General features: G+C 49.2%; 22 protein-coding genes. 7 read left to right on the forward strand and 15 right to left on the reverse strand.

Annotated elements, in window-relative coordinates; translation table 11 throughout:
* Positions 1-173 precede the first annotated feature (173 nt).
* The gene (locus tag HMPREF2675_RS05745; protein ID WP_141759959.1) at positions 174-1,568 is read right to left on the reverse strand and encodes a DEAD/DEAH box helicase; all 1,395 of its coding nucleotides are present in this window, start codon (positions 1,566-1,568) and stop codon (positions 174-176) included.
* A gap of 431 nt (positions 1,569-1,999) precedes the next feature.
* Between HMPREF2675_RS05745 and HMPREF2675_RS05750 the strand changes: the two genes are divergently transcribed.
* Positions 2,000-2,233, forward strand: a complete 234-nt coding sequence (locus tag HMPREF2675_RS05750) for a hypothetical protein (RefSeq protein ID WP_070814360.1) — start codon at positions 2,000-2,002, stop codon at positions 2,231-2,233.
* A gap of 249 nt (positions 2,234-2,482) precedes the next feature.
* Here the strand turns inward: HMPREF2675_RS05750 and clpX are convergent, their stop codons facing one another.
* On the reverse strand, positions 2,483-3,748 hold the full coding sequence (gene clpX, locus HMPREF2675_RS05755; protein ID WP_070814361.1) for an ATP-dependent Clp protease ATP-binding subunit ClpX: 1,266 nt from the start codon (positions 3,746-3,748) through the stop codon (positions 2,483-2,485).
* Between the two features lie 289 nt (positions 3,749-4,037).
* On the opposite strand from clpX, the gene HMPREF2675_RS05760 reads away from it, so the two are divergent.
* The gene (locus HMPREF2675_RS05760) at positions 4,038-4,970 is read left to right on the forward strand and encodes a serine hydrolase (RefSeq protein WP_210399849.1); all 933 of its coding nucleotides are present in this window, start codon (positions 4,038-4,040) and stop codon (positions 4,968-4,970) included.
* A gap of 108 nt (positions 4,971-5,078) precedes the next feature.
* A complete protein-coding gene (locus HMPREF2675_RS05765) occupies positions 5,079-5,852 on the forward strand; it encodes a M48 family metallopeptidase (RefSeq protein WP_070814363.1) in 774 nt (257 codons plus the stop codon).
* Positions 5,853-5,915: 63 nt separating this feature from the next.
* Here HMPREF2675_RS05765 and HMPREF2675_RS05770 read toward each other — a convergent pair whose 3' ends face one another.
* Entirely contained in the window at positions 5,916-6,410 is a 495-nt protein-coding gene (locus HMPREF2675_RS05770) for a DMP19 family protein (RefSeq protein ID WP_070814487.1), read from the reverse strand.
* 113 nt (positions 6,411-6,523) lie between these two features.
* Between HMPREF2675_RS05770 and HMPREF2675_RS10970 the strand changes: the two genes are divergently transcribed.
* A complete protein-coding gene (locus tag HMPREF2675_RS10970) occupies positions 6,524-6,721 on the forward strand; it encodes a zinc-finger domain-containing protein (RefSeq protein WP_003745781.1) in 198 nt (65 codons plus the stop codon).
* Between the two features lie 3 nt (positions 6,722-6,724).
* Complete coding sequence (locus HMPREF2675_RS05780; protein WP_070814365.1) at positions 6,725-7,081, forward strand: hypothetical protein; 357 nt, start codon at positions 6,725-6,727, stop codon at positions 7,079-7,081.
* 6 nt (positions 7,082-7,087) lie between these two features.
* On the opposite strand, the gene mutY is transcribed toward HMPREF2675_RS05780, so the two are convergent.
* Positions 7,088-8,122 (reverse strand): A/G-specific adenine glycosylase, encoded by a 1,035-nt coding sequence (gene mutY / locus HMPREF2675_RS05785; protein WP_070814366.1) that lies wholly within the window; start codon positions 8,120-8,122, stop codon positions 7,088-7,090.
* A 162-nt stretch (positions 8,123-8,284) separates the two neighbouring features.
* Here mutY and HMPREF2675_RS05790 point away from each other — a divergent pair, with 162 nt between their 5' ends.
* Positions 8,285-9,325, forward strand: a complete 1,041-nt coding sequence (locus HMPREF2675_RS05790) for a zinc-dependent alcohol dehydrogenase family protein (protein ID WP_049335428.1) — start codon at positions 8,285-8,287, stop codon at positions 9,323-9,325.
* Between the two features lie 71 nt (positions 9,326-9,396).
* On the opposite strand, the gene trmA is transcribed toward HMPREF2675_RS05790, so the two are convergent.
* From trmA to HMPREF2675_RS05825, 7 genes are all read right to left on the reverse strand, one after another.
* Positions 9,397-10,479 (reverse strand): tRNA (uridine(54)-C5)-methyltransferase TrmA, encoded by a 1,083-nt coding sequence (trmA, locus tag HMPREF2675_RS05795; protein WP_070814367.1) that lies wholly within the window; start codon positions 10,477-10,479, stop codon positions 9,397-9,399.
* A 117-nt stretch (positions 10,480-10,596) separates the two neighbouring features.
* Positions 10,597-12,099, reverse strand: a complete 1,503-nt coding sequence (gene pta / locus HMPREF2675_RS05800; protein ID WP_070814368.1) for a phosphate acetyltransferase — start codon at positions 12,097-12,099, stop codon at positions 10,597-10,599.
* A 161-nt stretch (positions 12,100-12,260) separates the two neighbouring features.
* Positions 12,261-13,337: a peptide chain release factor 1 gene (gene prfA / locus HMPREF2675_RS05805; protein ID WP_003745798.1), complete on the reverse strand. Its 1,077-nt coding sequence runs from the start codon at positions 13,335-13,337 to the stop codon at positions 12,261-12,263.
* 156 nt (positions 13,338-13,493) lie between these two features.
* On the reverse strand, positions 13,494-14,762 hold the full coding sequence (locus HMPREF2675_RS05810) for an Nramp family divalent metal transporter (protein ID WP_070814369.1): 1,269 nt from the start codon (positions 14,760-14,762) through the stop codon (positions 13,494-13,496).
* Between the two features lie 287 nt (positions 14,763-15,049).
* Entirely contained in the window at positions 15,050-15,817 is a 768-nt protein-coding gene (locus tag HMPREF2675_RS05815; protein ID WP_070814370.1) for a TatD family hydrolase, read from the reverse strand.
* Positions 15,818-15,829: 12 nt separating this feature from the next.
* Positions 15,830-16,813, reverse strand: a complete 984-nt coding sequence (locus tag HMPREF2675_RS05820) for an asparaginase (RefSeq protein ID WP_070814371.1) — start codon at positions 16,811-16,813, stop codon at positions 15,830-15,832.
* Between the two features lie 66 nt (positions 16,814-16,879).
* The gene (locus HMPREF2675_RS05825) at positions 16,880-17,542 is read right to left on the reverse strand and encodes a DedA family protein (protein WP_070814372.1); all 663 of its coding nucleotides are present in this window, start codon (positions 17,540-17,542) and stop codon (positions 16,880-16,882) included.
* A 249-nt stretch (positions 17,543-17,791) separates the two neighbouring features.
* On the opposite strand from HMPREF2675_RS05825, the gene ubiD reads away from it, so the two are divergent.
* Complete coding sequence (gene ubiD, locus HMPREF2675_RS05830; protein ID WP_070814373.1) at positions 17,792-19,270, forward strand: 4-hydroxy-3-polyprenylbenzoate decarboxylase; 1,479 nt, start codon at positions 17,792-17,794, stop codon at positions 19,268-19,270.
* Positions 19,271-19,532: 262 nt separating this feature from the next.
* On the opposite strand, the gene HMPREF2675_RS05835 is transcribed toward ubiD, so the two are convergent.
* The 4 genes from HMPREF2675_RS05835 to nirK all read right to left on the reverse strand — a co-directional run bounded on the left by HMPREF2675_RS05835 (position 19,533) and on the right by nirK (position 24,374).
* On the reverse strand, positions 19,533-21,626 hold the full coding sequence (locus tag HMPREF2675_RS05835) for an AsmA family protein (protein WP_070814374.1): 2,094 nt from the start codon (positions 21,624-21,626) through the stop codon (positions 19,533-19,535).
* Between the two features lie 178 nt (positions 21,627-21,804).
* Positions 21,805-22,074, reverse strand: a complete 270-nt coding sequence (gene rpsO, locus HMPREF2675_RS05840; protein WP_070814375.1) for a 30S ribosomal protein S15 — start codon at positions 22,072-22,074, stop codon at positions 21,805-21,807.
* 210 nt (positions 22,075-22,284) lie between these two features.
* Positions 22,285-23,040, reverse strand: a complete 756-nt coding sequence (locus tag HMPREF2675_RS05845; RefSeq protein ID WP_070814376.1) for a formylglycine-generating enzyme family protein — start codon at positions 23,038-23,040, stop codon at positions 22,285-22,287.
* 176 nt (positions 23,041-23,216) lie between these two features.
* Entirely contained in the window at positions 23,217-24,374 is a 1,158-nt protein-coding gene (gene nirK, locus HMPREF2675_RS05850) for a copper-containing nitrite reductase (RefSeq protein ID WP_070814377.1), read from the reverse strand.
* Between the last annotated feature and the right edge of the window lie 8 nt (positions 24,375-24,382).

Genomic DNA, 24,382 nt, shown 5'->3' on the forward strand with positions numbered 1-24,382 from the left:
AGGTAAACCGATTTTCAGACGGCCTTAAATAATAAAGGCCGTCTGAAACGGAAAAATAAAGGACATGTTCATCACGTCCTTTATTTTTAGTTTAATAAAAGGCCGTCTGAAAGATAAGTTTCAGACGGCCTTTGTTAGGATAAATAATCAGAAAACCGATTAATCAGCGTTGTTTACTTTACGCCAAAACCAGGTTGGAGCAGGGCGCAAGGCTGACGCTCGTGACGGCTGCGGCGTGTTCTGCCGGCAATTTTACCGCAGACAATACCCGGATCGTTTTTCTCTTCTGCTTTTTTCGAGTTTTTGTCTGATTTATTCGCGTATTCGCTGCGTTTGTTTCTATCTTCGCGGCGAGAGCGGCTGTCGTTGTGCTGAACTGGTTGCGCTTCGGCTTCATCTTGATTGTCGGTGCCCCACCAATACGGCTCGAAGCCTTCGATGCGTTCCACATTCAAATCGCTGCCGATCAGCTCTTTAATGGATTCAAACATTTTCTGTTCGGTTTTATCCATCAAGGAAATGGCAACGCCGTCGGCACCGGCCCGGCCGGTACGTCCGATGCGGTGGACGTAGTCTTCAGGTTGGGTTGGCAGCTCGTAGTTGATGACGAAAGGCAACTCGGCAATATCCAGGCCGCGCGCTGCAACGTCGGTGGCAACCAAAACGCGTAATGTACCTTCTTTAAAGGCGTTGAGGGTTTCCAGTCGGCTTTGTTGGGATTTGTCGCCGTGGATGGATTGCGCGGCAATGTTGCGGCGGACGAGGTCGCGGGTAACTTGATCGACGCTTTGTTTGGTTTTGCAGAATACAATGACTTGATTCATATGCAAATCAACAATCAGACGTTCGAGCAGGTTGCGTTTTTTGAGTGCGTCAACGGCAATGATGTGTTGCTCGACATTGGCGTTGGTGGTATTTTGCGCAGCCACTTCAACCATTTCGGGCGTGTGCATAAAATCTTGCGCAAGCTTGCGGATAGGCGGTGAGAAAGTGGCGGAGAAAAGCAGGGTTTGCCGCTGTTTGGGCAGCATCTGCATGATTTTACGAATATCGTCGATGAAACCCATATCAAGCATACGGTCGGCTTCATCGAGTACAACGATTTCAACTTTGTTTAAATTGATATTTTTTTGTTTAACGTGGTCGAGCAGTCGGCCAACCGTGGCAACAACGATTTCACAACCGGCGCGCAAGTCGGTAGTTTGTTTGTCCATATTGATGCCGCCGAAGAGGACGGTATGGCGCAAAGGAAGATTTTTAATGTATGCCTGGACGTTTTGATCGATTTGATCGGCCAGTTCGCGGGTCGGGGTCAATACCAACATGCGGACAGGGTGCATGGCAGGGGAGGTGCTGGATGTAGCGTAGCGTTTCAGGCGTTCGAGGCTGGGCAGCATAAAGGCGGCGGTTTTACCTGTGCCGGTTTGTGCTGCGGCCAAAAGATCGTGTCCTGCCAAGGCTTTAGGAATTGCTGCGGCTTGGATAGGCGTCGGGTTTTCATACCCTTGATCGGTCAGGGCAGAGACCAATTCGCTGCCTAAACCGAGTGAAGAGAAAGGATTCATGATGGTGGCTTTCTGTTCAGACGGCCTTTTGAATAATGAGGCCGTCTGAAAAATCTGATTCTGAAATGGACAAACCGCAGTATGATTTTGATTCTGCGGTTTGAAAAAAATGGGGAGCGGAACAATCCGTCAAGTAGTCCATTATGCCATAAAAAGAGGGACTCCCCAAATGATGGTTGCGATTAGGAACAGCCACGTTTTGATATTTTTACAGTGAAAAAAACAGAAAAAATGACTGGTCTGCAAGATTTTGAGTTTATTGAGGATTAAGCATTTGTCTTAACTTCAATAGAATTAATTTATCAAAAACTTACAGGTTGAAATGAAACTAAATTGCACTCATGTACTCAATATTGAGGTACAGAGCTTGTTTTGTAGCCTGTATCTCCCGTTTAACGGTAAACCATAAAATCAAAATTTAGGAATATATAATTATGAAAACTTTATTAATCGCTCTTGCCACCGGTAGCCTGATGTTGGCAGCTTGTTCTTCTTCCAAACCTGAAGAAGCGGCAGCGCCACGCATCACTGTTGAAGAAGCGATGACTCAATGTCAACAAGCATCTGGTGAAAATGCTGATCGTGCTGTATTTGATGCTTGCATGAAAGGCAAAGGCTATCAACGTACAGCTGAATCAGTTGCTTCCGATCCTGCTGCGAGCCTGTAGCTGATTCTGAAACTGCTGTTCCTGCTAAAAAAGCAGCTGTTAAGAAAGCAAAAAAATAAGCTTCATAAAATTCAAGGCAGTCTCGTTCATCAATACTCCGGATGAAAGCAGGCTGTAGAGCAACTTGAAGACAAAGGCCGTCTGAATATGTTTCAGACGGCCTTTGTTTCGTATATGGAATTGTTCGGCAATATGGTTTAATTCAAAAAAAGACGTGTACGGTTACACGTCTTTTTCAAAGAATCAGTTTCACTGTTTGTATTCGCTGCCGTCTTTGCGGAAAAGTTTTGGCTGTTCGCCTTTTTCCACGACCTCTTTATTGATGACGACTTTGGCTACGTCTTTCAAATCAGGCAGGGCATACATGGTGTCCAAGAGGCAGCGTTCGACGATAGAGCGCAGACCGCGCGCACCGGTTTTGCGTTCCATTGCCAGTTTGGCGATGCTGCGCAAAGCGTCTTCTTCAAACTCAAGGTCGACATCTTCCATTTCAAACAAGGTTTGATATTGTTTGACCAAAGCATTTTTCGGTTCGGTCAAGATATTGACCAAAGCGTCTTCGTCCAATTCCGCTAATGTGGCAATCACGGGCAGACGGCCGATCAACTCGGGAATCAAACCGAATTTAATCAAGTCTTCAGGCTCGACGGTTTCAAACAGGGCTGAAATATCGGCGTTTTCATCTTTGCTGTGCACCGCCGCACCAAAGCCGATACCGCCTTTTTCAGTACGTTGGCGGATAACTTTTTCCAAGCCGGCAAACGCGCCGCCGCAGATAAAGAGGATGTTGGTGGTATCAACATTGATGAATTCTTGGTTCGGATGTTTGCGTCCGCCTTGAGGAGGAACGCTGGCTACAGTGCCTTCAATCAGTTTCAGCAAGGCTTGTTGCACACCTTCGCCGGATACGTCGCGCGTGATGGACGGATTGTCGCTTTTGCGTGAGATTTTATCGATTTCATCGATATAGACGATGCCGCGCTGGGCTTTTTCAACGTCAAAATCACATTTGCCCAAAAGTTTGGTGATGATTTGTTCGACGTCTTCACCGACATAACCGGCTTCGGTCAAAGTTGTGGCATCTGCCATGACAAAAGGGACATCCAGTTTGCGCGCCAAAGATTGCGCCAACAGGGTTTTACCTGAGCCGGTCGGACCGATAAGCAGGATGTTGGATTTGGACAATTCGACTTTGCCCTCTGCTTTCGGGTGGCGCAGGCGTTTGTAGTGGTTGTAAACCGATACTGCCAATGCTTTTTTTGCATGTTCCTGGCCGATAACGTGGTCGTTGAGGTTGGCCACGATTTCGGCAGGGGTAGGCAGTTTTTTCTCGGCGTTTTCTTCTTTTGCTTTGGCAAATTCGTTTTCAATCTCGCCGGACTCGTTGTCTTGCAGCATCAGGCCGCAAGTTTCCACGCATTCGTTGCAGATGAAGGCGTGTTCGCCTTCAATCAGATTTTTAACGTCGTTTTCAGACTTTCCGCAGAATGAACAGGTGCGTTTTTCTTCAGACATAATAATTTCTTCGTATGGTTGTATGGAGGCTGTGTTGTAAAGGGGAAACAGATATTTCGGGCGTATTGCCGGATTGAGGGAATGCCTCTGACAAAGGAGCCTAAGTATAATGACTATCTTGTGTTTTTTCAAATCAGAGCAGGTATCGCGCCGTATTGTCTGAGAAACAGATGAGGGCGTGGGATTTGAATATCTCGCAAACAAACGCAAAGTTTTCTCAACTCGCTTTACAATTGCCGAAAAATTTAACAGAATGTTGAATTAAATGTATTTTTTTGAATTGGCAGATATGAAATTCTATAAAACTTTAGGAATGGTATGGACAGGTGTGGCATTGGCCTTTGCTTCTGCGCCTGCCGTTGCCGATGATATGGATGTATTGGGACAATTTTTGGAGCAAAATTTCCCAGTTCAAAATGACCCGATGGAAGCTTTTGCGTTGAGCCATGCCGACCAAGTCGAAGCTCAGGCTGCTTTGGCCGGTCCTCTGCTTTCTTCGCAATCTGCTTTGATTTTCAATAATAAAACTGGTGAAGTGCTGTATCAGAAAAACCCTGATCGTGTCATGCCGATTGCCTCTATTTCCAAATTGATGAGCGCGATGGTGGTTTTGGATGCGCATCTGGATATGAACGAGCCTATTACGATTACCGAGGCTGAAATCGACCGTTTGAAAGGTACGGGCAGCCGTTTGAGCATCGGCACGACGCTGACACGCGGCGAACTGTTGCACCTGAGCCTGATGAGCAGTGAAAACCGTGCTACCCATGCATTGGGTCGTACCTATCCGGGCGGTATGAGTGCGTTTGTTGCGGCAATGAATGCCAAAGCGCAAAGCCTGGGTATGAGCAGCAGCCGTTTCTATGAGCCCACCGGTTTGAATTTCCAAAACGTTTCAACTGCGCGTGATTTGAACCGCATGGTTGCGGCAGCCAGCAAATATCCGCTGATCCGCAAAAATTCTACTTCAAATTACGGCTCGGTTTGGACGGCAAACGGTCGTCAAAACTACAAAAACTCCAATGCCTTGGTGCGTGAGGGCAGCTGGAATATTGAATTGCAGAAAACAGGCTATATCCGCGAGGCAGGACGTTCTATGGTGGTTAAGGCCAATGTACAGAATCAGCCGATTACCATTGTGTTGCTCAACTCTCCGTCTTCCACAACCCGCGTGAACGATGCGCGTAAGATTGAGTCTTGGATGTTGCAGCGCCGCTCTTAAATATTACGCTTAAAGGCCGTCTGAAACCGTTCAGACGGCCTTTTGTGTAAAGAGTATTAAATTTGGGTACAATGTCGTTACATTAACTTAAAAACACAGAGAGAAAACATGTTGAAAAAACTGAATAAAAAATATTGGGCCGGCATGGGCGTGATTTTGGCGTTGACCGGCTGTACTTCTGTAGCAGATATGGTTGGCTACGATACCGCGACTTTAAATGAAGACGCGGCTAAAAGTTACACACAAGTCATTCAGAAAGCGCGCGGTCAAAAAGCTTTGGATGTTTCATCTCCAACCGCTCAACGCGTTCAACGCGTGTTTGCACGTCTGCGTCCTCATGCTGAGCGCGCCAACAAAACCGGCGTGCCTTTCAACTGGCAGATGAATGTTATCCGCAGTGATGAAATGAATGCATGGGCAATGCCGGGCGGTAAAATGGCCGTGTACACCGGCATAGTAGAAAAATTGAAGCTGACGGATGATGAAATTGCCGCCGTTGTCGGCCATGAAATGACCCATGCTTTGTTGGAACACAGTAAAAAAGCTTTGGGCGGACAAGTATTGACCGGCTTGGGCGGTTCGATTTTGGCCAGCTCAACCGGTGTGGATGGTGATTTGGTCGGCTTGGGTGCAGATTTGTTGGCAACCAAACCGTTCTCACGCCATCAGGAAAGCGAAGCGGATGCCGGCGGTGTACGTTTAATGGCTGAAGCAGGCTACAATCCTGAGGCTGCGGTAAGCGTGTGGGAAAAAATGAACAAAGTACAGGGCGGCAGCTCGTTGTCTATTTTGTCGACTCACCCGACCAATCAGGCGCGTATCAATGCAATCCGCAAGATGTTGCCTGAAGTGATGCCGATTTATCAGAAAAACAAACGTTAATTTGACGTATTGATAATTTTGCCGGTTTGAACAGATGATTCAAACCGGCAAAGTTTTATGATTTCAGTCTGACAGTTTGGCAAATTTATCCCAATTTGCCTGAACGTAGGCTGCTGCGGTTTCCAAGTCTTCGTCGGCAACGTCATAATAATCGCCGTCAAGCTCTTCAAAATCGGGAAAAGCTTTGCGGATTTCGTCGAAATCCCTTTGCTCGTCTGCCATTTTTTCAATGGCTTCGCCGTGTTTTTTGTACAGGGCTTTGGCTTTGTCTAAGATTTTCGGTATCGGTTTGATGCGCCAGCGGCGTAGGCTGTCGGCAACCGGATTGCCGAAGATGTATTCTCCGTATCCTGAAGCGATAAGCTGTACAAAGCCGCCTTCTTGAACCTGGCTATCGAGATAGCAAAGGGCTGTCAATGTATGCTGTTCGTCATTGAGGCCGGACATTTCCTCGTCGCCTGCCTGTTCGGTGTGATCCAAATAGGTTGCGCTGAGTGTATAAAGAAATGAAGCAGAATCGGAAGTATCGAAATCTTGAAGGCGGAGCAGGGTGGTCATAATCATCAAAGGCCGTCTGAAAAAAGTGATTATATAATGTTTTCAGTCTGAACCTAGCGGCCGTTTTGCTTTACAATATCGGAAGATAAGAAAACATAGTGAGGAACCAAACCATGAGTACACAGTCTGAAAAAAACGTTGTAGTCATCAAGCCACAGGATTTGCCGCTGCATTGCTCTGGCCCTAATCATGAAACATGGAACGGCCATCCGCGTGTGTTCCTGCCGATTCAGTCCAACAGTGAGATTGAATGCCCATATTGCGGCACTTATTACCGTCTTGATGGCGAGATTCCGCATCATCATTACTAATCTATGCCTATGTTGAACAAAATCATCTGCGCTTTGTGCGTGGGTTTGTGCGCTGCGTGCGGCTCGTATAAGGCCGTGCGCCCTGATGCGCCGTTACCGGTCATTGCACAGGCGCAGACGTATTCTGTCCGTTATCAATCCGCACAAGGTCGGACGATTACTGCAATTTATATCAACAGCCACAGCCCGATGATGGTTGAGCTGCGTGAAGGCAATACGGTTGAGAAACTGGTGCAAGTCCGCTTGCGCAGTCAGGGTGTCGAGTACGCCAATCCAAGCTCGCGTTGGCAGATTGGTGATAGTTTTGCCGTATTGATTCGCGGTGGGAAAGAAGTTGTATTTAAAGAGATTGTGGAATAGGGCGGTTTAGCCTTTAGCCAAAAATTTGATTAAAGGTTTGGGCAAACCATAATCTGCCAAATGTTCCGCTGATACCCAAAGGCCGTCTGAAAGATGTTCAGACGGCCTTTGTTGCGTCTGAAAAGGGGTAATCATCAATAAGCGGTGGGTCAGGCGGTGGGTAAACGTGGTTTGTTCTTCAAGACCGTCTGAAATAATGCCGAAGCGTTCGGCGTAAGCATACAAATCGTCTAATTTTTCAAAACAGGGTACACAATACAGACCGCCCCAAATGCCTTTGGCAGGGCGTTTTTCAAGCAATAATGCGCCGTCAGAGTGATGAATAATCAGCCAATAAAGCGGTAGGGTTTGCACTTCGGGAGCAGTTTTTTTGCGGGGCAGTTCGTCAATGCGGTTTTGTTTTCTTGCTTCGCAGATGTCTGCCATAGGGCATTGATGGCACAAAGGTTTTGTCCGTTTGCAGACGGTTGCGCCCAAGTCCATCAAGCCTTGCGTGTAGGCAGGCATATCGGCGTTTTCAGACGGCAGCAGGCTTTCGGCGAGCGACCAGAGCGAGTTTTCAAATTTTTTGTCTTGCGGATTGCCGTCTTGGGCAAAAACACGGCAGAGAACGCGTTTGACGTTTCCGTCCAAGATGGTTTCTCGTCGGTTGAAAGCAAAGGCAGAAATGGCAGCGGCGGTGCTTCTGCCTACGCCGCAGAGCGTTTCCAAGTCTTTGCGCTCGGATGGAAAGACACCGCAGAATTGTCCGACAACTTGTTGCGCGGCTTTGTGCAGGTTGCGTGCGCGGCTGTAATAGCCCAAGCCTGCCCACAAGGATAAAACCTCGTCTTGCGGTGCGGCGGCAAGCGATTGCACGGTTGGGAATTTGGCTAAGAAACGCGGATAGTAGTCCAATACGGTAGCAACCTGCGTTTGTTGGAGCATGATTTCTGAAAGCCAGACGGAATAAGGGTCTTTGACCTGCCAAGGCAAGTCGTGACGGCCATGATGCCGTTGCCAATCGATGAGTCGTCGCGCGAAGGATGTGGGTGTGTTCATTAATATTTACTTTTTAATTATTTATTTTTAAAACAGTATGTTACACTATAACATACAAAATAATAATCAGGATTGACTTATCTGGTGGAGGGATATATAAATATAGTTAACGTGGATTTACGCTGTATTGTTAAAGTTTATTAACCGCTCAAGGAGATTCACATGAAAGCAATGGTTTATCATGGCGCAAACGACATTCGTTTCGAAGAAAAACCCCGCCCTCAAATTATCGATCCGACCGATGCAGTCGTCAAAATCGTTAAAACCACGATTTGCGGTACTGACTTGGGTATCTGGAAGGGTAAAAACCCTGAAGTTGCCGATGGTCGTATCCTCGGTCATGAGGGCATCGGTATTGTAGAAGAAGTCGGCGATGCTGTAAAAAACATCAAAGTCGGTGATAAAGTCATTATTTCATGTGTCAGCAAATGCTGTACTTGCGACAACTGTAAAATCCAACTTTATTCACACTGCCGCAACGGCGGTTGGATCTTGGGCTATATGATTGACGGTACTCAGGCCGAATACGTCCGTACGCCTTATGCCGACAATAGCTTGGTTCCGCTGCCTGACAACGTCAACGAAGAAGTTGCCCTGCTGTTGAGCGATGCCTTGCCTACCGCCCACGAAATCGGCGTGCAATATGGCGATGTGAAACCTGGCGATACCGTATTCATTGCAGGTGCCGGCCCTGTCGGTATGTCTGCGTTGCTGACCGCCCAACTGTATAGTCCTGCCGCCATCATCGTTTGCGATATGGATGAAAACCGTTTGAAACTGGCGAAAGAATTGGGCGCGACCCATACCATCAACCCTGCTTCCGGCGATGTAAGCAAGCAAGTTGCCGCTATCGTCGGCGAAGACGGCGTAGATTGCGCCATCGAAGCGGTCGGTATCCCTGCAACTTGGAATATGTGCCAAGACATCGTGAAACCCGGCGGTCATATTGCTGTAGTTGGCGTACATGGTCAATCCGTTGATTTTAAACTGGAAAAACTGTGGATTAAAAACCTTGCCATCACAACGGGCCTGGTTAACGCCAATACCACCGAAATGCTGATGAAAGCCATTTCCAGCAGCTCAGTGGATTACACCAAAATGATGACCCACCATTTCAAATTCAGCGAATTGGAAAAAGCTTACGATGTATTCAAACACGCTGCTGAAAACCAAGCCATGAAAGTGGTTTTGGAAGCGGATTGATTTGAAAATCGCTTAATATGTCGCTGATTATAAAGGCCGTCTGAACATTCAGACGGCCTTTTTGTATGGTTTTATTTTTTCTTCAACCAAACACCGCTTTCGATATGGTGGGTAAATGGGAATTGGTCGAACAGGGCGGCGCGTTCGATGGTATGGGTTTGACAGAGTGTGTCGAGGTTGGCGCGCAGGGTTTCAGGGTTGCAGGAAATATAGAGGACGTTGTCGAATCGGGCTATCAATTTGAGCGTCTCATCATCAACGCCGGCGCGAGGAGGATCGACAAAAATAGTTGAAAAATCATAGTTTTTTAAGTCGATGCCTTGTTCTTGCAGGCGGCGGAATTCACGGTTTTGAGTGTAGGCCTCGGTAAATTCTTCAGCAGACAGGCGGGCGATTTTAAGATTGGTAATTTGGTTGGCTTCAATATTCCATTGGGCGGCGTTGACGGAAGTTTTGGAAACTTCGGTCGCCAACACTTGATTGAAATGTTGTGAAAGCGGCAGGGTGAAATTGCCGTTGCCGCAGTACAACTCAAGCATGTCTTTGCCTAAGTTTTGCGCAGCATCACACGCCCAAGTCAGCATTTTTTGGCACACTTGGGCATTGGGTTGGGTAAAGCTACCCTCGATTTGACGATAGCGGAAAGTTTTGCCGTTGACTGTCAATGCTTCGGTTACGAAATCTTGGCTCAATACGATTTTTTGTCCGCGGCTGCGGCCGATGATGTGAATGCCCAAATTGTGCGCCAGCTCTTGCGCGGCTTGTTGCCATGCTTCGTTCAGCTTCTTGTGGTAAATCATGGTCACCAGCATTTCGCCGCTTAAAGTGGATAAAAATTCGACGGAGTACCAGCGGTTTTTCAGCTCGGGATGATTGGACGCGGCTTCAATCAGTTTCGGCATCAAGGCATTGATGGATTCGGATGCGGCAGGAAATTGGTCGCAACGGATCAGGCTTGCCCCGCTTGCCTTTTGCCCGCGTTCAAACATGGCGTAAAACATTTCGCCGCCTTCATGCCAGATGCGGAACTCGGCACGCATCCTGTAATGCTGTTCCGGAGATTCAAAGACTTCGATTTCAGGGAAATCCAGTCCTTGGAAAAGTTGCTGAAGATATTGCTTTTTGTCGGCTAGTTGTTGCTGGTAGGCAGTCATTGGGGCAGTCTTTCAGAAAATAATGGCGAATTATAATATAGTTGGCGCAAAGATACGAAAGGCCGTCTGAAACATCGGTTTCAGACGGCCTTTGATTTCAAAGCATCAGCTTGTCAATCAGCCTTGCATTTGTTTGGCTTGAACGGCAGTCAGGGCGATGGTGAAGACGATGTCTTCAATCAATGCGCCGCGGGACAAGTCGTTAACTGGTTTACGCAAACCTTGCAACAACGGGCCTACGCTCAGGACGTTGGCGCTGCGTTGTACGGCTTTGTAAGTACAGTTGCCGGTATTGAGGTCTGGGAAAACCAAAACGGTTGCTTGACCGGCAACAGCGCTACCCGGAGCTTTGGATTTGCCGATAGATGGAACGGTAGCTGCATCGTATTGCAACGGACCTTCGATAGCCAAATCAGGGCGTTTCTCTTTCGCCAGTTTGGTGGCTTCGATCACTGCATCGACATCAGGGCCGCTGCCTGAGTTGATGGTGGAGTAGGAAATCATGGCCACTTTGGGATCGATACCGAAGGCTTTGGCACTGTCAGCAGATTGAATGGCGATGTCGGCCAGTTGTTCAGGCGTTGGGTTCGGGTTAACCGCGCAGTCGCCGAATGCCAAAACTTGGTTAGGCAACAACATGAAGAATACGCTGGATACGAGGCTTGCACCAGGAGCGGTTTTAATCAGTTGCAGGGCAGGGCGGATGGTGTTGGCAGTGGTGTGGACTGCACCGGAAACCAAACCATCCACGTCGTTTTGAGCCATCATCATGGTACCCAGTACGACGGTATCTTGCAGCTGTTTGCGTGCATCTTCAGGAGTCAGGCCTTTGGATTTGCGCAATTCGCACATCGGCTCAACGTATTGTTCAACCAAAGAAGCAGGATCGATGATTTCCAAAGAATCAGGCAGGGAGATGCCGCGTTCTTTCGCTACGGCTTCAACTTCTTCGCGGGTCGCCAACAGTACGCAACGGGCGATGCCTTTTTCGTGACAGATAGCGGCAGCGGCGACGGTGCGTGGTTCTGCGCCTTCAGGCAGAACGATGCGCATATCGGCTTTGCGTGCGAAATCGATCAGGTTGTAACGGAATTGGGCTGGAGACAGACGTTTGGCTTCGCGTTTGGCCAAAGCGGATACGTCTTGCAGTTTGTCGCTGGAGCCGAAGAAAGTCAGGCCGGTTTGCTCGGCAACTTGTGCGCCTAAAGCAGCGGCTGCGCCGTCAATGATAAAGCCTTCCAATAAGCCTGGGGAGTTGGTGTAGAGCTGTTTGGCGAGGTTTAATTGTTGGGTAACGGCGGCTGCGTCGGTGTTGTCGGATTTCAGCGCCAATACAACGCCTGCGTCCAAAGACAGCGCTAATTCGACGTTTTTGCCTGCCAAGAACAATTTGTCCGCATCAGGAGTGATGCCTTCGATAACGAGGTTATCTGCGTTTAATGCGGCAACTTTACCGACAAGTGCGTCAAACCAGTCGTCGCTCTTGCCTTGAGCCAACAGGGCTTCTGTAGTGGAGTCAACGGCTTGGAAAACTTGCGCATTCAATGCCGCTGCAAATGCTTTTGCCGCTGCATCGGCGCTCAGGCCGGTAGATACCGGTGCGATCAGGATTTTTGCCATTTTGTGTCCTCTCTTTCGTTAATTGTAGAAGGGTGTTGCTGGGGCGCAGCTGGTGCTGCATTTTAACACTTCAGGATTGAAGTTTCTTTAATATATTCACGGTCATATTGATATATGTTATCAGGCCGTCTGAAAAGTATAAACGCAATGGGCTAAATTCATCAATCCCCCATTGCCGCTAAAAGCTCGGCTTGATGCTCGGCAATCAGGGCATTGGTGATTTCTTCTAAATCTCCGTCCATTACAAAATCCAGTTTGTGCAGGGTAAGGTTGATGCGGTGGTCGGTCACGCGGCCTTGTGGGTAGTTGTAGGTGCGGATGCGTTCGCTGCGGTCGCCGCTGCCGATCAGGGATTTGCGTTCGGCGGCTTCTTTGGCTTGGGCTTCGCGTTTTTGCGCGTCGTTTAAGCGGGCGGCGAGGACTTTCATCGCCTGCGCTTTGTTGGCGTGTTGGCTGCGGCCGTCTTGGCATTCGACCACCATGCCTGTCGGCAGGTGGGTAATGCGGACGGCGGAGTCGGTTTTGTTGATGTGCTGACCGCCGGCGCCGGATGCGCGGAAGGTATCGATGCGAAGGTCGGCGGGGTTCAACTCGATGTCTTCGAGTTCGTCAGCTTCAGGCATGACGGCGACGGTGCAGGCGGAAGTATGGATACGGCCTTGGCTTTCGGTGGCAGGGACGCGCTGTACGCGGTGACCGCCGGATTCAAATTTCAGACGGCTGTACGCGCCCAAGCCGATAATGCGGGCGATGACTTCTTTATAGCCGCCCAATTCGCTTTCGTTGGCGGAAACGATCTCAACCTGCCAGCGGTTGCGCTCGGCGTAGCGGCTGTACATACGCAGCAGATCGCCTGCAAACAGCGCGGCTTCGTCGCCGCCGGTACCGGCGCGCACTTCGATGAAGATGTTTTTGTCGTCGTCGGCATCTTTGGGCAGCAAGAGTTTTTGCAGTTCGGTATCGAGCGTGTCGATTTTGGCTTTCGCCGCTTCGATTTCTTCGGCGGCAAAGTCTTTCATTTCGGGGTCGGACAGCATTTCTTCGGCATCAGCCAAGTCGCTTTGCGCCAGCTGATAGTTTTGGAATACTTCGACCACGGGCGTCAATTCGGCGTGTTCGCGCGTGAGCTTGCGGTAGTTGTCCATATCGGACGTGGCTTCGGGCTGTCCGAGCAAATGCGTGACTTCTTCCAGTCGGTCGCTGAGTTGTTGTAGTTTTTCTAAGATAGACGGCTTCATAAATTTTCCAGAATACGGATGCCGTCGAGTGGTCTGCAACGGCGAAATAAGGAGTCATTATAATGGGTTTGAATGAAAATTTAAAAAGATATGATTGATTGGAAAGGCCGTCTGAAACCTGTTTTTAAGTTTCAGACGGCCTTTTTTTATATGGGCTTATTTAGGTGCAGCCAAGATGCCTGTTTGGTTCAGTAGGAACAAAACGGTAAAGCCGGTCAAATAAATCAAACCGATAATGGCGAGGAAGTTCATGCCCATCGTCAGTTTGTGGCGTTTGTCGCCTTTGACGAGGCGGTAGTTCAACCAAGCGAACACTGGGGCGGCAACGAAAGCGGTAATCATGGCGAATTTGAGCAGCTCGGCCATTGCGCTGTTGAACCAGAAAATCACGGCCAAGCCTGAGCCTGCGACCCAAATGTTCCATGCAAACAATTCGGCATTGCCGGTTTTGTCTTTACCACGCAGCAGGCGTACCGGTTCGGCAATCGCGCGGGCGTAGCCGTCCACTACGGTAATCGTCGTGCCGTACATACAGGCAAAGGCGATAAATGCCACCAGTGGACGCGACCATTCGCCGATGGTCACGGCGTACATATTAATCAGCTGACCGACATATTTGCCGCCCGCCATTTGCACTTCCTCTCCGTTGCCGTATTGGACATATGCACCCAAGGCCAAGAAGACGACCGCCAACACTGCGCTGGTGATGTAGCCGACATTGAAGTCGAAAATACCGTCGCGGTAGCTGGAAGGGTTGATGCGTTGTTTTTCGGTTACCCACAAAGAGTTAATGGCGGAAATCTCAATCGGTGCAGGCATCCAGCCCATCAGCGCGATGAGGAAGCCCAAGCCTGCCAGTGTCCATGGGGTAGGCTCGATAAAGTCGGGTTTCATCTGCATGCCGCGGGACATGGCCACGGCGGCTGCGGCGACGGTGGCGATGGTCAGGCTGACGATGATGATTTTGGAAACGTTGTCCAATGCTTTATAGCGGCCGCTTGCCAAAATCAGCAGGCAGGAAACCATAATCATGACGGATACCATGCCGGTATCGAAAGTCAGCGACGGGATTGCCATTTTGACGATGGCGGCGGTAACGATGGCGACTGCACCGGCATTAATCGTTGCCGATGCAATACATAAAATCAAAAATACCCACAAATAAACGCGGCTTTTTTCGGCATAGCCCTCAATCAGGCTTTTGCCTGTGTCCAGCGTGTAATGTGCGCTGAAGCGGAAAAACGGGTATTTGAACAGGTTGGTCAGAATAATAATCAGCGCAAGCTGCCAGCCGTAAAGTGCGCCTGCCTGCGTGGAGGCAATCAGGTGCGAGCCGCCGACTGCCGCCGAAGCCATCATGATACCCGGGCCCAGAGCATTGATTTTGCTCTTCCAGGTGGAAGCGTGTGTATGTTGTTCAGTCATAATTAGTTTCCGCCTTTTTCAGACGGCCTTATTATCAAAAAAAAGCATATTTTAACGTAAATAAAAAGTTTGCCCAATAATATGCGTAATACTTTTTATCAATCAAAGGGAAAATACGGTGTTAAAAAGCCGAGATGACGGAGTGAACGATATTTTGTGCCAAAAACATTTTTTCAGACGACCTTGTATCGCTTTTTATTCATGAATATGGGGTAGGGAGGGCTGAGTGTGTCCGTTTGGAAACGGAGCGGCCGGGCGAGGCTTTTTGATGCCTTGAGGTCGGCATATTAAGGGGAAGTATGGAGCAGGGAATCCACGTTTTGCTCGGTTATTTCAGCCAGTTGTGTCAGCGGTACGCCGCGCAGTTCGGCGGCAATTTCGGCGATACGGTGGATGTTAGCCGGGGTATTGGTTTCATGGCCGAGCATAAAAGGGCTGTCGGTTTCAAGAACGAAATCCATGTCATCTAAGGCTTGTAAGGCGGTACGGACTTTTTTGGCATTGGGATTGAGCAGCAGTGAGCCTATACCGATTTTGAAGCCGAGTTTTACCAAAATCCGCGCTTCTTCTACGCTGCCGGAGAAGGCGTGAACAATACCGCCTAGCGTGAAACCGGCGGTTTTGACGGCGGCGGCAATGGCGGCGGTGGCTTTCAGATTATGAATGATGACGCGGCGGTTGAGGTGTTGGGCGAGGGTAAGTTGGCGGATAAAGACGTCAGTCTGCGTGTTGCGTTGTGCTTGGGTTTGCTCTTTGCCATAAAAATCCAAGCCGATTTCACCAACCCATGCTTTCGGATGCCGGATTAATTCGGACTCTAACTCTTGGAATGCCGCCTCGTTGAGGCTGTCTGAAAACCACGGATGAATGCCCAAAGCGATATGGATGTTTTCAGGCGGCCTTTCCAACTGCGCAATTGCCTGCCAATCTTTCGGAGATGTAGCCGGTACGATAAAACGCGCGACACCGACGGCTTGCGCTTCGGCAAGCACGGCAGGCAGCGTGTCGGCAAGTTTAGGATCGGCAAGATGACAGTGTGTGTCGGTGAAAGTCATGTTTAATGGCGGTTACAGCAGATTTAATTGTCGCAATTCTTGTTGCACCTTATCCGCATTCCAGTCATGCGATACGGCAAGGGTCATCAGCGCAGTGGCGGTCTCCAGGTTGCATTTACCGCCGTTGATAATACCTGCCTGACGCAAAGCATCGCCTTGGGCATAAACGGCGGCGGCGCAACCTTGCGGCACTTGGCTGATGTTGAGCAGCAGTTTGCCTTGTTGCGTAAAGGCTTGAACGGATCGGACAAACGCATCGTTGCTCGGTGCATTGCCGTGGCCGTAGCTTTGCAGGATTAGGGCTTGTGCGGAAAGGTTGGGCAGGCCGTCTGAAAGTTCTTGCGCGGCATAACCAGGAATCAGCGTGCGGACGGAAACTTTGGCTTCAGGATTTGGAAGACGCGGTTTGAGGCCGTCTGAATGTTGGGTCGGGGCGGTGCGGATATTATGCCAACCTTTGTTTTCCTCCCATTCGGCGAGTGCGCCAAAATGCAGGTTGTCAAAACCTGCGGAGGTTTCGGTGCTGACCTTGCTGCTGCCGACGGCTGGGAAGAGCTTGCCGTCAAAGGCAATCGCCACTTGTTTGAGTTTGAGCGAGAAAGCGGAAACGGCGGTGGCAAGGTTGCGCGGTGCATCGCTGTTGGCGGCATCGTAAGGCCATTGCGAGCCGGTCAGGATAACGGGTTTGTCCAAACCTTGCAGCGAAAGGGCGAAGAGGTTGGCGGTGTACGTCATGGTATCCGTGCCGTGTAGCACCAAAATGCCGTCATAGTCAGGCAGCTTGGCGATAATAAGTTCCAACCAGTCGCGTTGGTTTTGCAGCGTTACTGCGGAAGAATCGATAAGCGGCTGGCAAACGTGCCATTCGAAATCAAGGCCGTCTGAAAAGGGGGCAAGGGCTTTATCGACGAGAGCGGTGTCGGGACGCAGGCCGACGCTGCTTTGGGTCATGCCGATGGTGCCGCCGGTGTAGAGGACGAAGATTTTTTGTTTCATGGTGTTTCTGATGAATGATAGAGGCCGTCTGAAAGAGGGGAAGTGTTTCAGACGGCCTGGAATGGTTTATTGATTGGCTTGTTTTTTGGCTTTTGCAGCGCGTTTTTCGTGTAATTTTTCACGGAAGAAGGTATGGCGGCGGTGTTTTTTCCACCAAATCCAGACGACAATGACTGCACCGATGCCCAGTACCGTAAAGATACCGGATTGCAGGCTGTGCATTTTTTCCATCAGCCAGTCGGTATTGCGTGCGCCGTATTCGCCCAGATAAATCCAAACAGGAACGGAAATCAGCGCGGCCAAGCCGTCCATCAGGATAAAGCGCAGGTAGGAAACCTTGCGGCTGATGCCGGCGGTCACGAAAACAGCGGTACGCAGGCCGGGCAGGAAGCGGGCGACGAATAAAACCCAGTTGCCGTATTTGTCAAATTTTTCCTGTACTTGGGCATAGCGTTTGGGCGTCATCACGCGGGCAATAGGTTTGAACTTGAGGATTTTCTGCCCCCACACGCGTCCGGCAACAAACATAAATCCATCACCCGCCAATACGCCGAGCATACCGACGACAACCATCCAATGCGAATTGGTATAACCCAATCCGGAAATCACGCCGCCGGTTACCAGTGTCAAATCTTCAGGAATCGGCACGCCGAAGCCGCAAATAACCAAAACGAAAAACACGGCCGCATAGCCGTATTCAACGAAAAAAGATTCTAAAAATGCAAACATGGCCGCCGTCCCACGATAGATATTGATTGATGACTGAATTAAGTTGGAATTTTACCAAAGATAAGGCCGTCTGAAAGCAATCACAAGCAGATATTGTTTAAATTTGACGGTAGTTTGCAAAAAATCTCGAAATTCGGACGTGGAAAGTTGGGATTTGAACAGATTTGGCAGGTACAATAGCCGCTGGTTTATCTTTCAAACCCGAAATGGCAGTCTGTTTTCAGACGGCCTGTTCAGGAAAATGAAATCATGAAATACAGAGATTTGCGAGAATTTATCGCCGGATTGGAAGCTGATGGCAAACTCAAGCGCATTCAGCATCCGGTGTCGCCGCATTTGGAAATGACTGAAATCGCCGACCGCGTGCTGCGTGCCGAAGGGCCGGCGTTGTTGTTTGAAAACCCGATTAAGCCTGACGGTACGCGTTATGATTATCCCGTGTTGGCGAATCTGTTCGGCACGCCCGAACGCGTGGCGTTGGGCATGGGCGCGGACAGCGTGTCCAAGCTGCGCGAAATCGGGCAGACGCTGGCGTATCTGAAAGAACCCGAACCGCCCAAAGGCATTAAAGACGCGTTTCCCAAATTGCCGTTGCTGAAAGATATTTGGAGCATGGCGCCGAACGTGGTGAAAAACGCGCCATGTCAGGAAATTGTATGGGAAGGCGAAGACGTAGATTTGTATAAACTTCCGATTCAGCATTGCTGGCCGGAAGACGTTGCGCCGCTGGTAACATGGGGCTTGACTGTAACGCGTGGTCCGCACAAAAAACGCCAAAATCTCGGCATTTACCGCCAACAATTAATCGGCAAAAATAAGCTGATTATGCGCTGGCTGTCGCATCGCGGCGGCGCGTTGGATTATCAGGAATTCCGCAAACTCAATCCCGATACGCCGTATCCCGTCGCCGTTGTGCTCGGTTGTGACCCTGCCACCATTTTGGGAGCGGTAACGCCTGTTCCCGATACTTTGAGCGAATACCAGTTTGCCGGACTGTTGCGCGGCTCACGGACGGAACTGGTGAAATGTATCGGCAACGATTTGCAAGTGCCTGCCCGTGCAGAAATCGTATTAGAAGGCGTGATTCATCCGAACGAAACCGCGTTGGAAGGCCCATACGGCGACCACACCGGCTATTACAATGAGCAGGATCATTTCCCTGTGTTTACGGTCGAGCGCATTACCATGCGAGAAAACCCGATTTACCATTCGACCTACACAGGCAAACCACCCGATGAGCCTGCCGTTTTGGGCGTGGCGTTGAACGAAGTGTTCGTACCGCTTTTGCAAAAGCAGTTCCCCGAAATCACCGATTTCTACCTGCCACCAGAAGGCTGCTCCTACCGCATGGCAGTGGTCAGCATGAAAAAACAATACGCCGGACATGCCAAGCGCGTGATGATGGGCTGCTGGTCGTTCCTTCGCCAGTTTATGTACACCAAATTCATCATCGTGGTCGATGACGACGTGAACGTGCGCGACTGGAAAGAAGTCATCTGGGCGGTAACCACGCGCATGGACCCTGTGCGCGACACCGTTTTGGTAGAAAACACGCCCATCGACTATCTCGACTTCGCCAGCCCCGTCAGCGGACTCGGCGGCAAAATGGGTTTGGATGCGACCAACAAGTGGCCGGGCGAAACCGACCGCGAATGGGGACGTGTGATCAAAAAAGACCCTGCCGTTACGGCCAAAATCGATGAGATTTGGGAGAGTTTGGGTTTGTAGATGTCGGATTTATTGGAATTTCTACTCCAAATATTGATGGAAATAATTGAGTCTATGTTTGAGGGGACGATAGAAATATTGAGGCTCGATTGGAGAGAAAGAAAACTCTCCAAAAAAGGCTATGTTGGCGATATGGTTTGCCATCATTGTTGCACTGATTGTGTATATGGTCATTCCTAAGTAAACATCTTATTCTGACAAGGCATCTGTTAAAAGGCCGTCTGAAACTTTTGGGGTTTCAGACGGCCTTTGACTTGAAAACCTAGCGTGGTTTGAGCCACTTCCATTGTTCTTGTATGGTTTCTTGCAGGGCTTTTTGTTTTTCTGCTGGTGTGTTCATGCCATTGGTCAAGCGGCTGTAGTCGAGGGTAATGGAAGGGTTTTGTACGGTTCCGCCGATTTTTAGGGGAATCGGTTTGTTTTTAGGTTGCAGCACGTTGCTGATAAGCAGGTTTTCCGATAGTTTTTGGGTATTCAAATCGGTATAGCCGCTGCTGACAACGTGCAAGCTGTCGGAAAACAGTTCGGTATTGATATGATGGCTGATGCCTTTCTCGATTTCACTATTGAGGGTGAAATGATGGAAAGGGGTTTTAAGGTTGCTGTTGTCGATTTTTTCCGAAGAGATGCCGTTTTTCAGAATGCTGTCCATATCAATACCGTGCCATGCACCGTTGGTAATATCGAGGAGCAGGCTGCCGTTTAGGGCTTGTATCATTTGGGCGCGGTCGTTGCCGGTGGTTTTAATATCGATAACGGCGTCGCCGCTGCCGCTGAAGCTGTGGAAACCGAACAGGTCTTGCAGCAACGGCTGAATTTGTATGCCTTTTGCGTTTTGCTGAAGGTGGTAGGAAGCAGGTTGGGTTGCCGCAATACTCAGGCCGCCCTCGGTTTTGCCGCCATAAAGCCCGGCTTTGAAACGGTGCAGGGCGATATGTTCTTTATCGGCGGTGAGCAGGGATTCGATGTTTTCTAATTGCAGGCCGGCAGTTTGAATGCTGCCGATTTGGAGGTTGGCCTCAATGTCGGGCAACCAGGATTTGGCTAACAGGGAAGGAAGATTCAGTGATGGCTGGGTTTTCAGGTCTTCCAAGTAAGGGGTCAGATTGAGTTTTTGTAAGGCGATACCGGCGTCAAGGTGCGGGTGCGGCTGGGCATCGCGTTGGTATTTAAAGGCCAAGGCGAGGGCTTGTCTGTCAAATGCGCCTTTCAGACGGCCTTCCCATGTATTGAGGCTGAAATTGGCCTGTCCTTCGAGGGTGCTGATGAATCGGGGGCGGGGAAGGCGGTTGATGGTGTCTTGCAGGGTACTGAGGTGCAGTTTGGGCGCATCGATGCCTTTGCCTTTTTGCCAAACCAACGGGCTGGAAAAGGTAAAGTTGGTTTGGAGGCGGTCGTTTTTATGGCTGCCTTTGAGTTCAAAATTGGCGGCAGTCAAAACGGTTGGATAGAGGTTGGCTTTGTCCAGTTTGAATGAACCGTCCCATTGGTTGTTTTCACTGCCGGCGGTCAATGCGCCGTTGAGTGTATTGAGGTGCAAATAGCCGTTTTTAAACTGCAAAAGGGGCGAACGTGCATTGATATGCAAGTTTTGATAGTCGCTTTCGGCTTGCAGATTGAAGTCGCGGAGTAGGGCGGTTTGGTTTTGCCAATTAAGGCTGCCTGCGATTTGGGCATCCAGCTTGTTTTTGAGTAATACGGTTTGCAGGTTTAATTTGAGGGCGGGAATGCTCCAGCCGGCATCATCTTGTACAAGATGGCCGGCGCCTTGCCAACTGATAGGGTTGCCTATGTTTTGCAGTGTGCCGCTGATATCGAATGGACGGCCGTCTGAATCGGCTCTGCGCAGGGAAAATTGCAGATCGTTTAAAGCAATATCCTGCTCTTTATTGTGATAGCGGATGCTGCCGCTATTGATGATGACACGGTTGAGCTGGAAGCTTTCTTTTGATGCATGGTTTTGTTGCAGGCAGGCAGGCAGGTGGTTCTTGGGGCCCAATGTCAGCGACGGATTGGAAAGAATCCATTTTTCAAGAATGGGGGCGTCTGACCATAGGCTGCTCCAGCCAAAGCCCATTTTGGATTCGGCAATGTTCAGCGTCGGCGTGTCTGGTTCGGAAGATGAAAGGCTGAGGTCTTTTAAAATAAGCGTAGGGCGCGGCAGCCATTTTCTGCTGATATTGGCGTTGTATTTGACTTGGCAGCCATGGGCAGAAAAGTTTTTCTGTATGAATGCGTCGATGTTTTCTGTATTGAATATGCGGAACATTAAGGCACTCAATACCGCCGCGAGGCATAAAAGCACGGCAATGCTGAAAACCAGGGTTTTCAGCCAAAATTTTCCTGAGTGCAACATGGAATGAACAGACAATTCAGATTCTCGCTTTGATGGGAGCTTTAAGGAGTGATTGGAAGTTTAAGCCTTGCTGCTTAAGCGTGTGGAAGTATAACACAGAGCGGGGGCCTGTGTTTCAGACGGCATCGGTATGTTAATAAAAAACACCGCCCGAAGGCGGTGTTGATTTAAGCATAAATTATTTACGCAGACCCAGGCGGGTAATCAGTGTACGGTAAGTATTAGGCTGAGTACGACGCAGGTAAGACAACAGGCGACGACGTTGGCTAACCATTTTCAACAGGCCGCGACGGCTGTGGTGGTCTTTAGGGTTGGCTTTGAAGTGAGGAGTCAGGTCGTTGATGCGGAAAGTCAACAGAGCGACTTGTACTTCAGAAGAGCCGGTATCGCCTTCTTTGCGTTGGAAATCTTTAACAATTTGTGCTTTTTGTTCTACGGTCAATGCCATGATGGATAACTCCGAAAATAAAAGAACCTTTTCAGGTTCGGACAAGTTTGCCAAGCCGAACGACCTAAGCAAACTCCTAAGTGCCTTTTTATAAAGACGGGCGGATTATGCCACAATTTGTCTTTGTGCGCCATATCTTTTCAGACGGCCAAAAAAAGCGGCGATACCTTTCAGTACCGCCAAAGCTGCTTTGGTGATAAAAACTAAACTTTATTTGCTTGCGCAACGGAAGCCCAAGTTATTTAAAACATATTTGGACTGCAGACTGGTGCGGATGCCGTAGCGTAAGAATGCTGCATAGTTGGACGGATCGCTTGAACCTACGGATGCGCCACTGCAAAACATTTGCGTATCGGCATTGCCTGACGAGAGCAGGCTGCTGTTGAAGTCTTCAGTCCATTCCCAAATCAGGCCGTGCATATCATATACGCCCCAATAGTTGGGTTTGTTTTTACCGATGTCGCGCAGACCGTTGCGACCGCCGTCTGCATACCAATCCAAGATGGTGCGGTTATAGCCAGGCTCGGCAGAGCCGTCTTTTTGAGTGGCAGAAGCCAAGCCTGCAAATTCCCACTCGTCAATAGTCGGCAGGCGTTTACCTTTGGAAACACAGTAAGCATTCGCGGCGAACCATGAAACATTGGTTACCGGATGTTTGAGTTCGCTGGCTTTAGGAGCAAAACTGTTGCTGCCGTTCTTTACCCAATGTTTCAGGTAAGCTTTTTCAGCATGTCTGGAACTGATTTTGCCTTTTTGCCATTGCGGATGCGTGTTCACAAATTCGGCAAACTCAGCATTAGTCACCGGATATTTGTCAAGCTGGAAGGGTTTGACTTTAATAAGGGAAGTTTCTTTTTTGAGATAGAGAGGACGGTAGCTGCCTCCTTCGATTTTTACCATTTCGGCAGCAAATGTATTGCCGCAGATTAAGGCACTGCCTAAGAGGAGGAGTTGTATGAGTTTCATGGTACGCCCTTATTATCGATTGAAACAGAAAATTTATTTTTCAGATAGCCTAATCATAACAAGGCCGTCTGAAAAATCAATCTGTCTGATTTGAACAGGAAGATTAATCGTGATGGAAGCCACTGCGGCTCTAAAGAGTAGGGCAGCAGTGGCTTGGCGTATTAAAAACCGAGAGATTATTTAGCGGCTTCAGAAGCACCAGACGCAGCTGCTGGAGCAGAAGTGGCAGCACCGGCAGGTTGGTAAACGGTGTCGCTCAGTTTTTTGGTCATGATTTCAGGGTTTTCATCACCCTCAACTTTCAATTGACCCAAAGCACCTTTGTTGAACGCACGGAAGATAGAGTGGTCAACCAAAGTGTAGCTGCCTGGAACGTCGACTTTGAATTCGATCATGGCGGCGCCACCGGCAGGAATCACAGTGCTTTGTACGTTTTCGTTAATCAGTTTACCACCTTCAACATATACTTTGTCGAAGATTTCGCCGATAACGTGGAAAGAAGATACCAAGTTAGGACCACCGTTACCAACGTACATACGAACAGTTTCACCAGTTTTAGCTTTCAGAGCGTTGTCGCCTGCGATAGAGCCTACGTGACCGTTGAATACAACGTATTCAGGTTGTTCAGCAATCGCTTTATCCATATCGAAAGGTTGCAAGCCTTGAGCACCTTTTTTACCTTTAGTATAGAAGTCGCCTTGTACGATGTAGAACTCTTTGTCCACTTTAGGCAGACCTTCTTTAGGTTCAACCAAGATCAAACCGTACATACCGTTGGCGATGTGCATACCTACAGGAGCAACGGCACAGTGGTAGATGTACAAGCCAGCTTGCAGTGCTTTGAAGCTGAAGGTAGAAGTGTGGCCAGGAGCAGTAAAGCTAGCTTCTGCACCACCGCCTTGACCGGTTGCAGCGTGGAAGTCAACGTTATGAGGAACGGTAGAAGAAGGATTGTTAGAGAATTCTACTTCTACGGTATCGCCTTCGCGTACACGGATCATTTGACCTGGAACGTCGCCGTTGAATGTCCAGTAGTGGTATTCAACACCGTCTTCCATGGTCATGGTTTTTTCGACGGTTTCCATTTTAACGCGTACTTTAGCCGGATGGTCGCGATCAGTTGGAGGTGGAACTTCCGGAGCGTGAGTTACGATAGCATCGATTACAGGCAGTTCTGAAGAAGGAGTTTCTGCAGCAGCTTGTGAGTTGGAAGCAGCAGGAGCTTCAGCAGAAGCGGTAGCAGCTGGAGTTTCAGCAGGTTTAGCAGCTTGCTCGCCGCATGCGGCCAATGCAAATACAGAAGCGATAAGTGCGGCTAAGGTTTGGCGTTTCATGTTTAAAG

It is taken from the genome of Neisseria sp. HMSC061H08, assembly GCF_001836795.1.
GTDB classification, from domain to species: Bacteria; Pseudomonadota; Gammaproteobacteria; order Burkholderiales; family Neisseriaceae; genus Neisseria; species Neisseria subflava_A.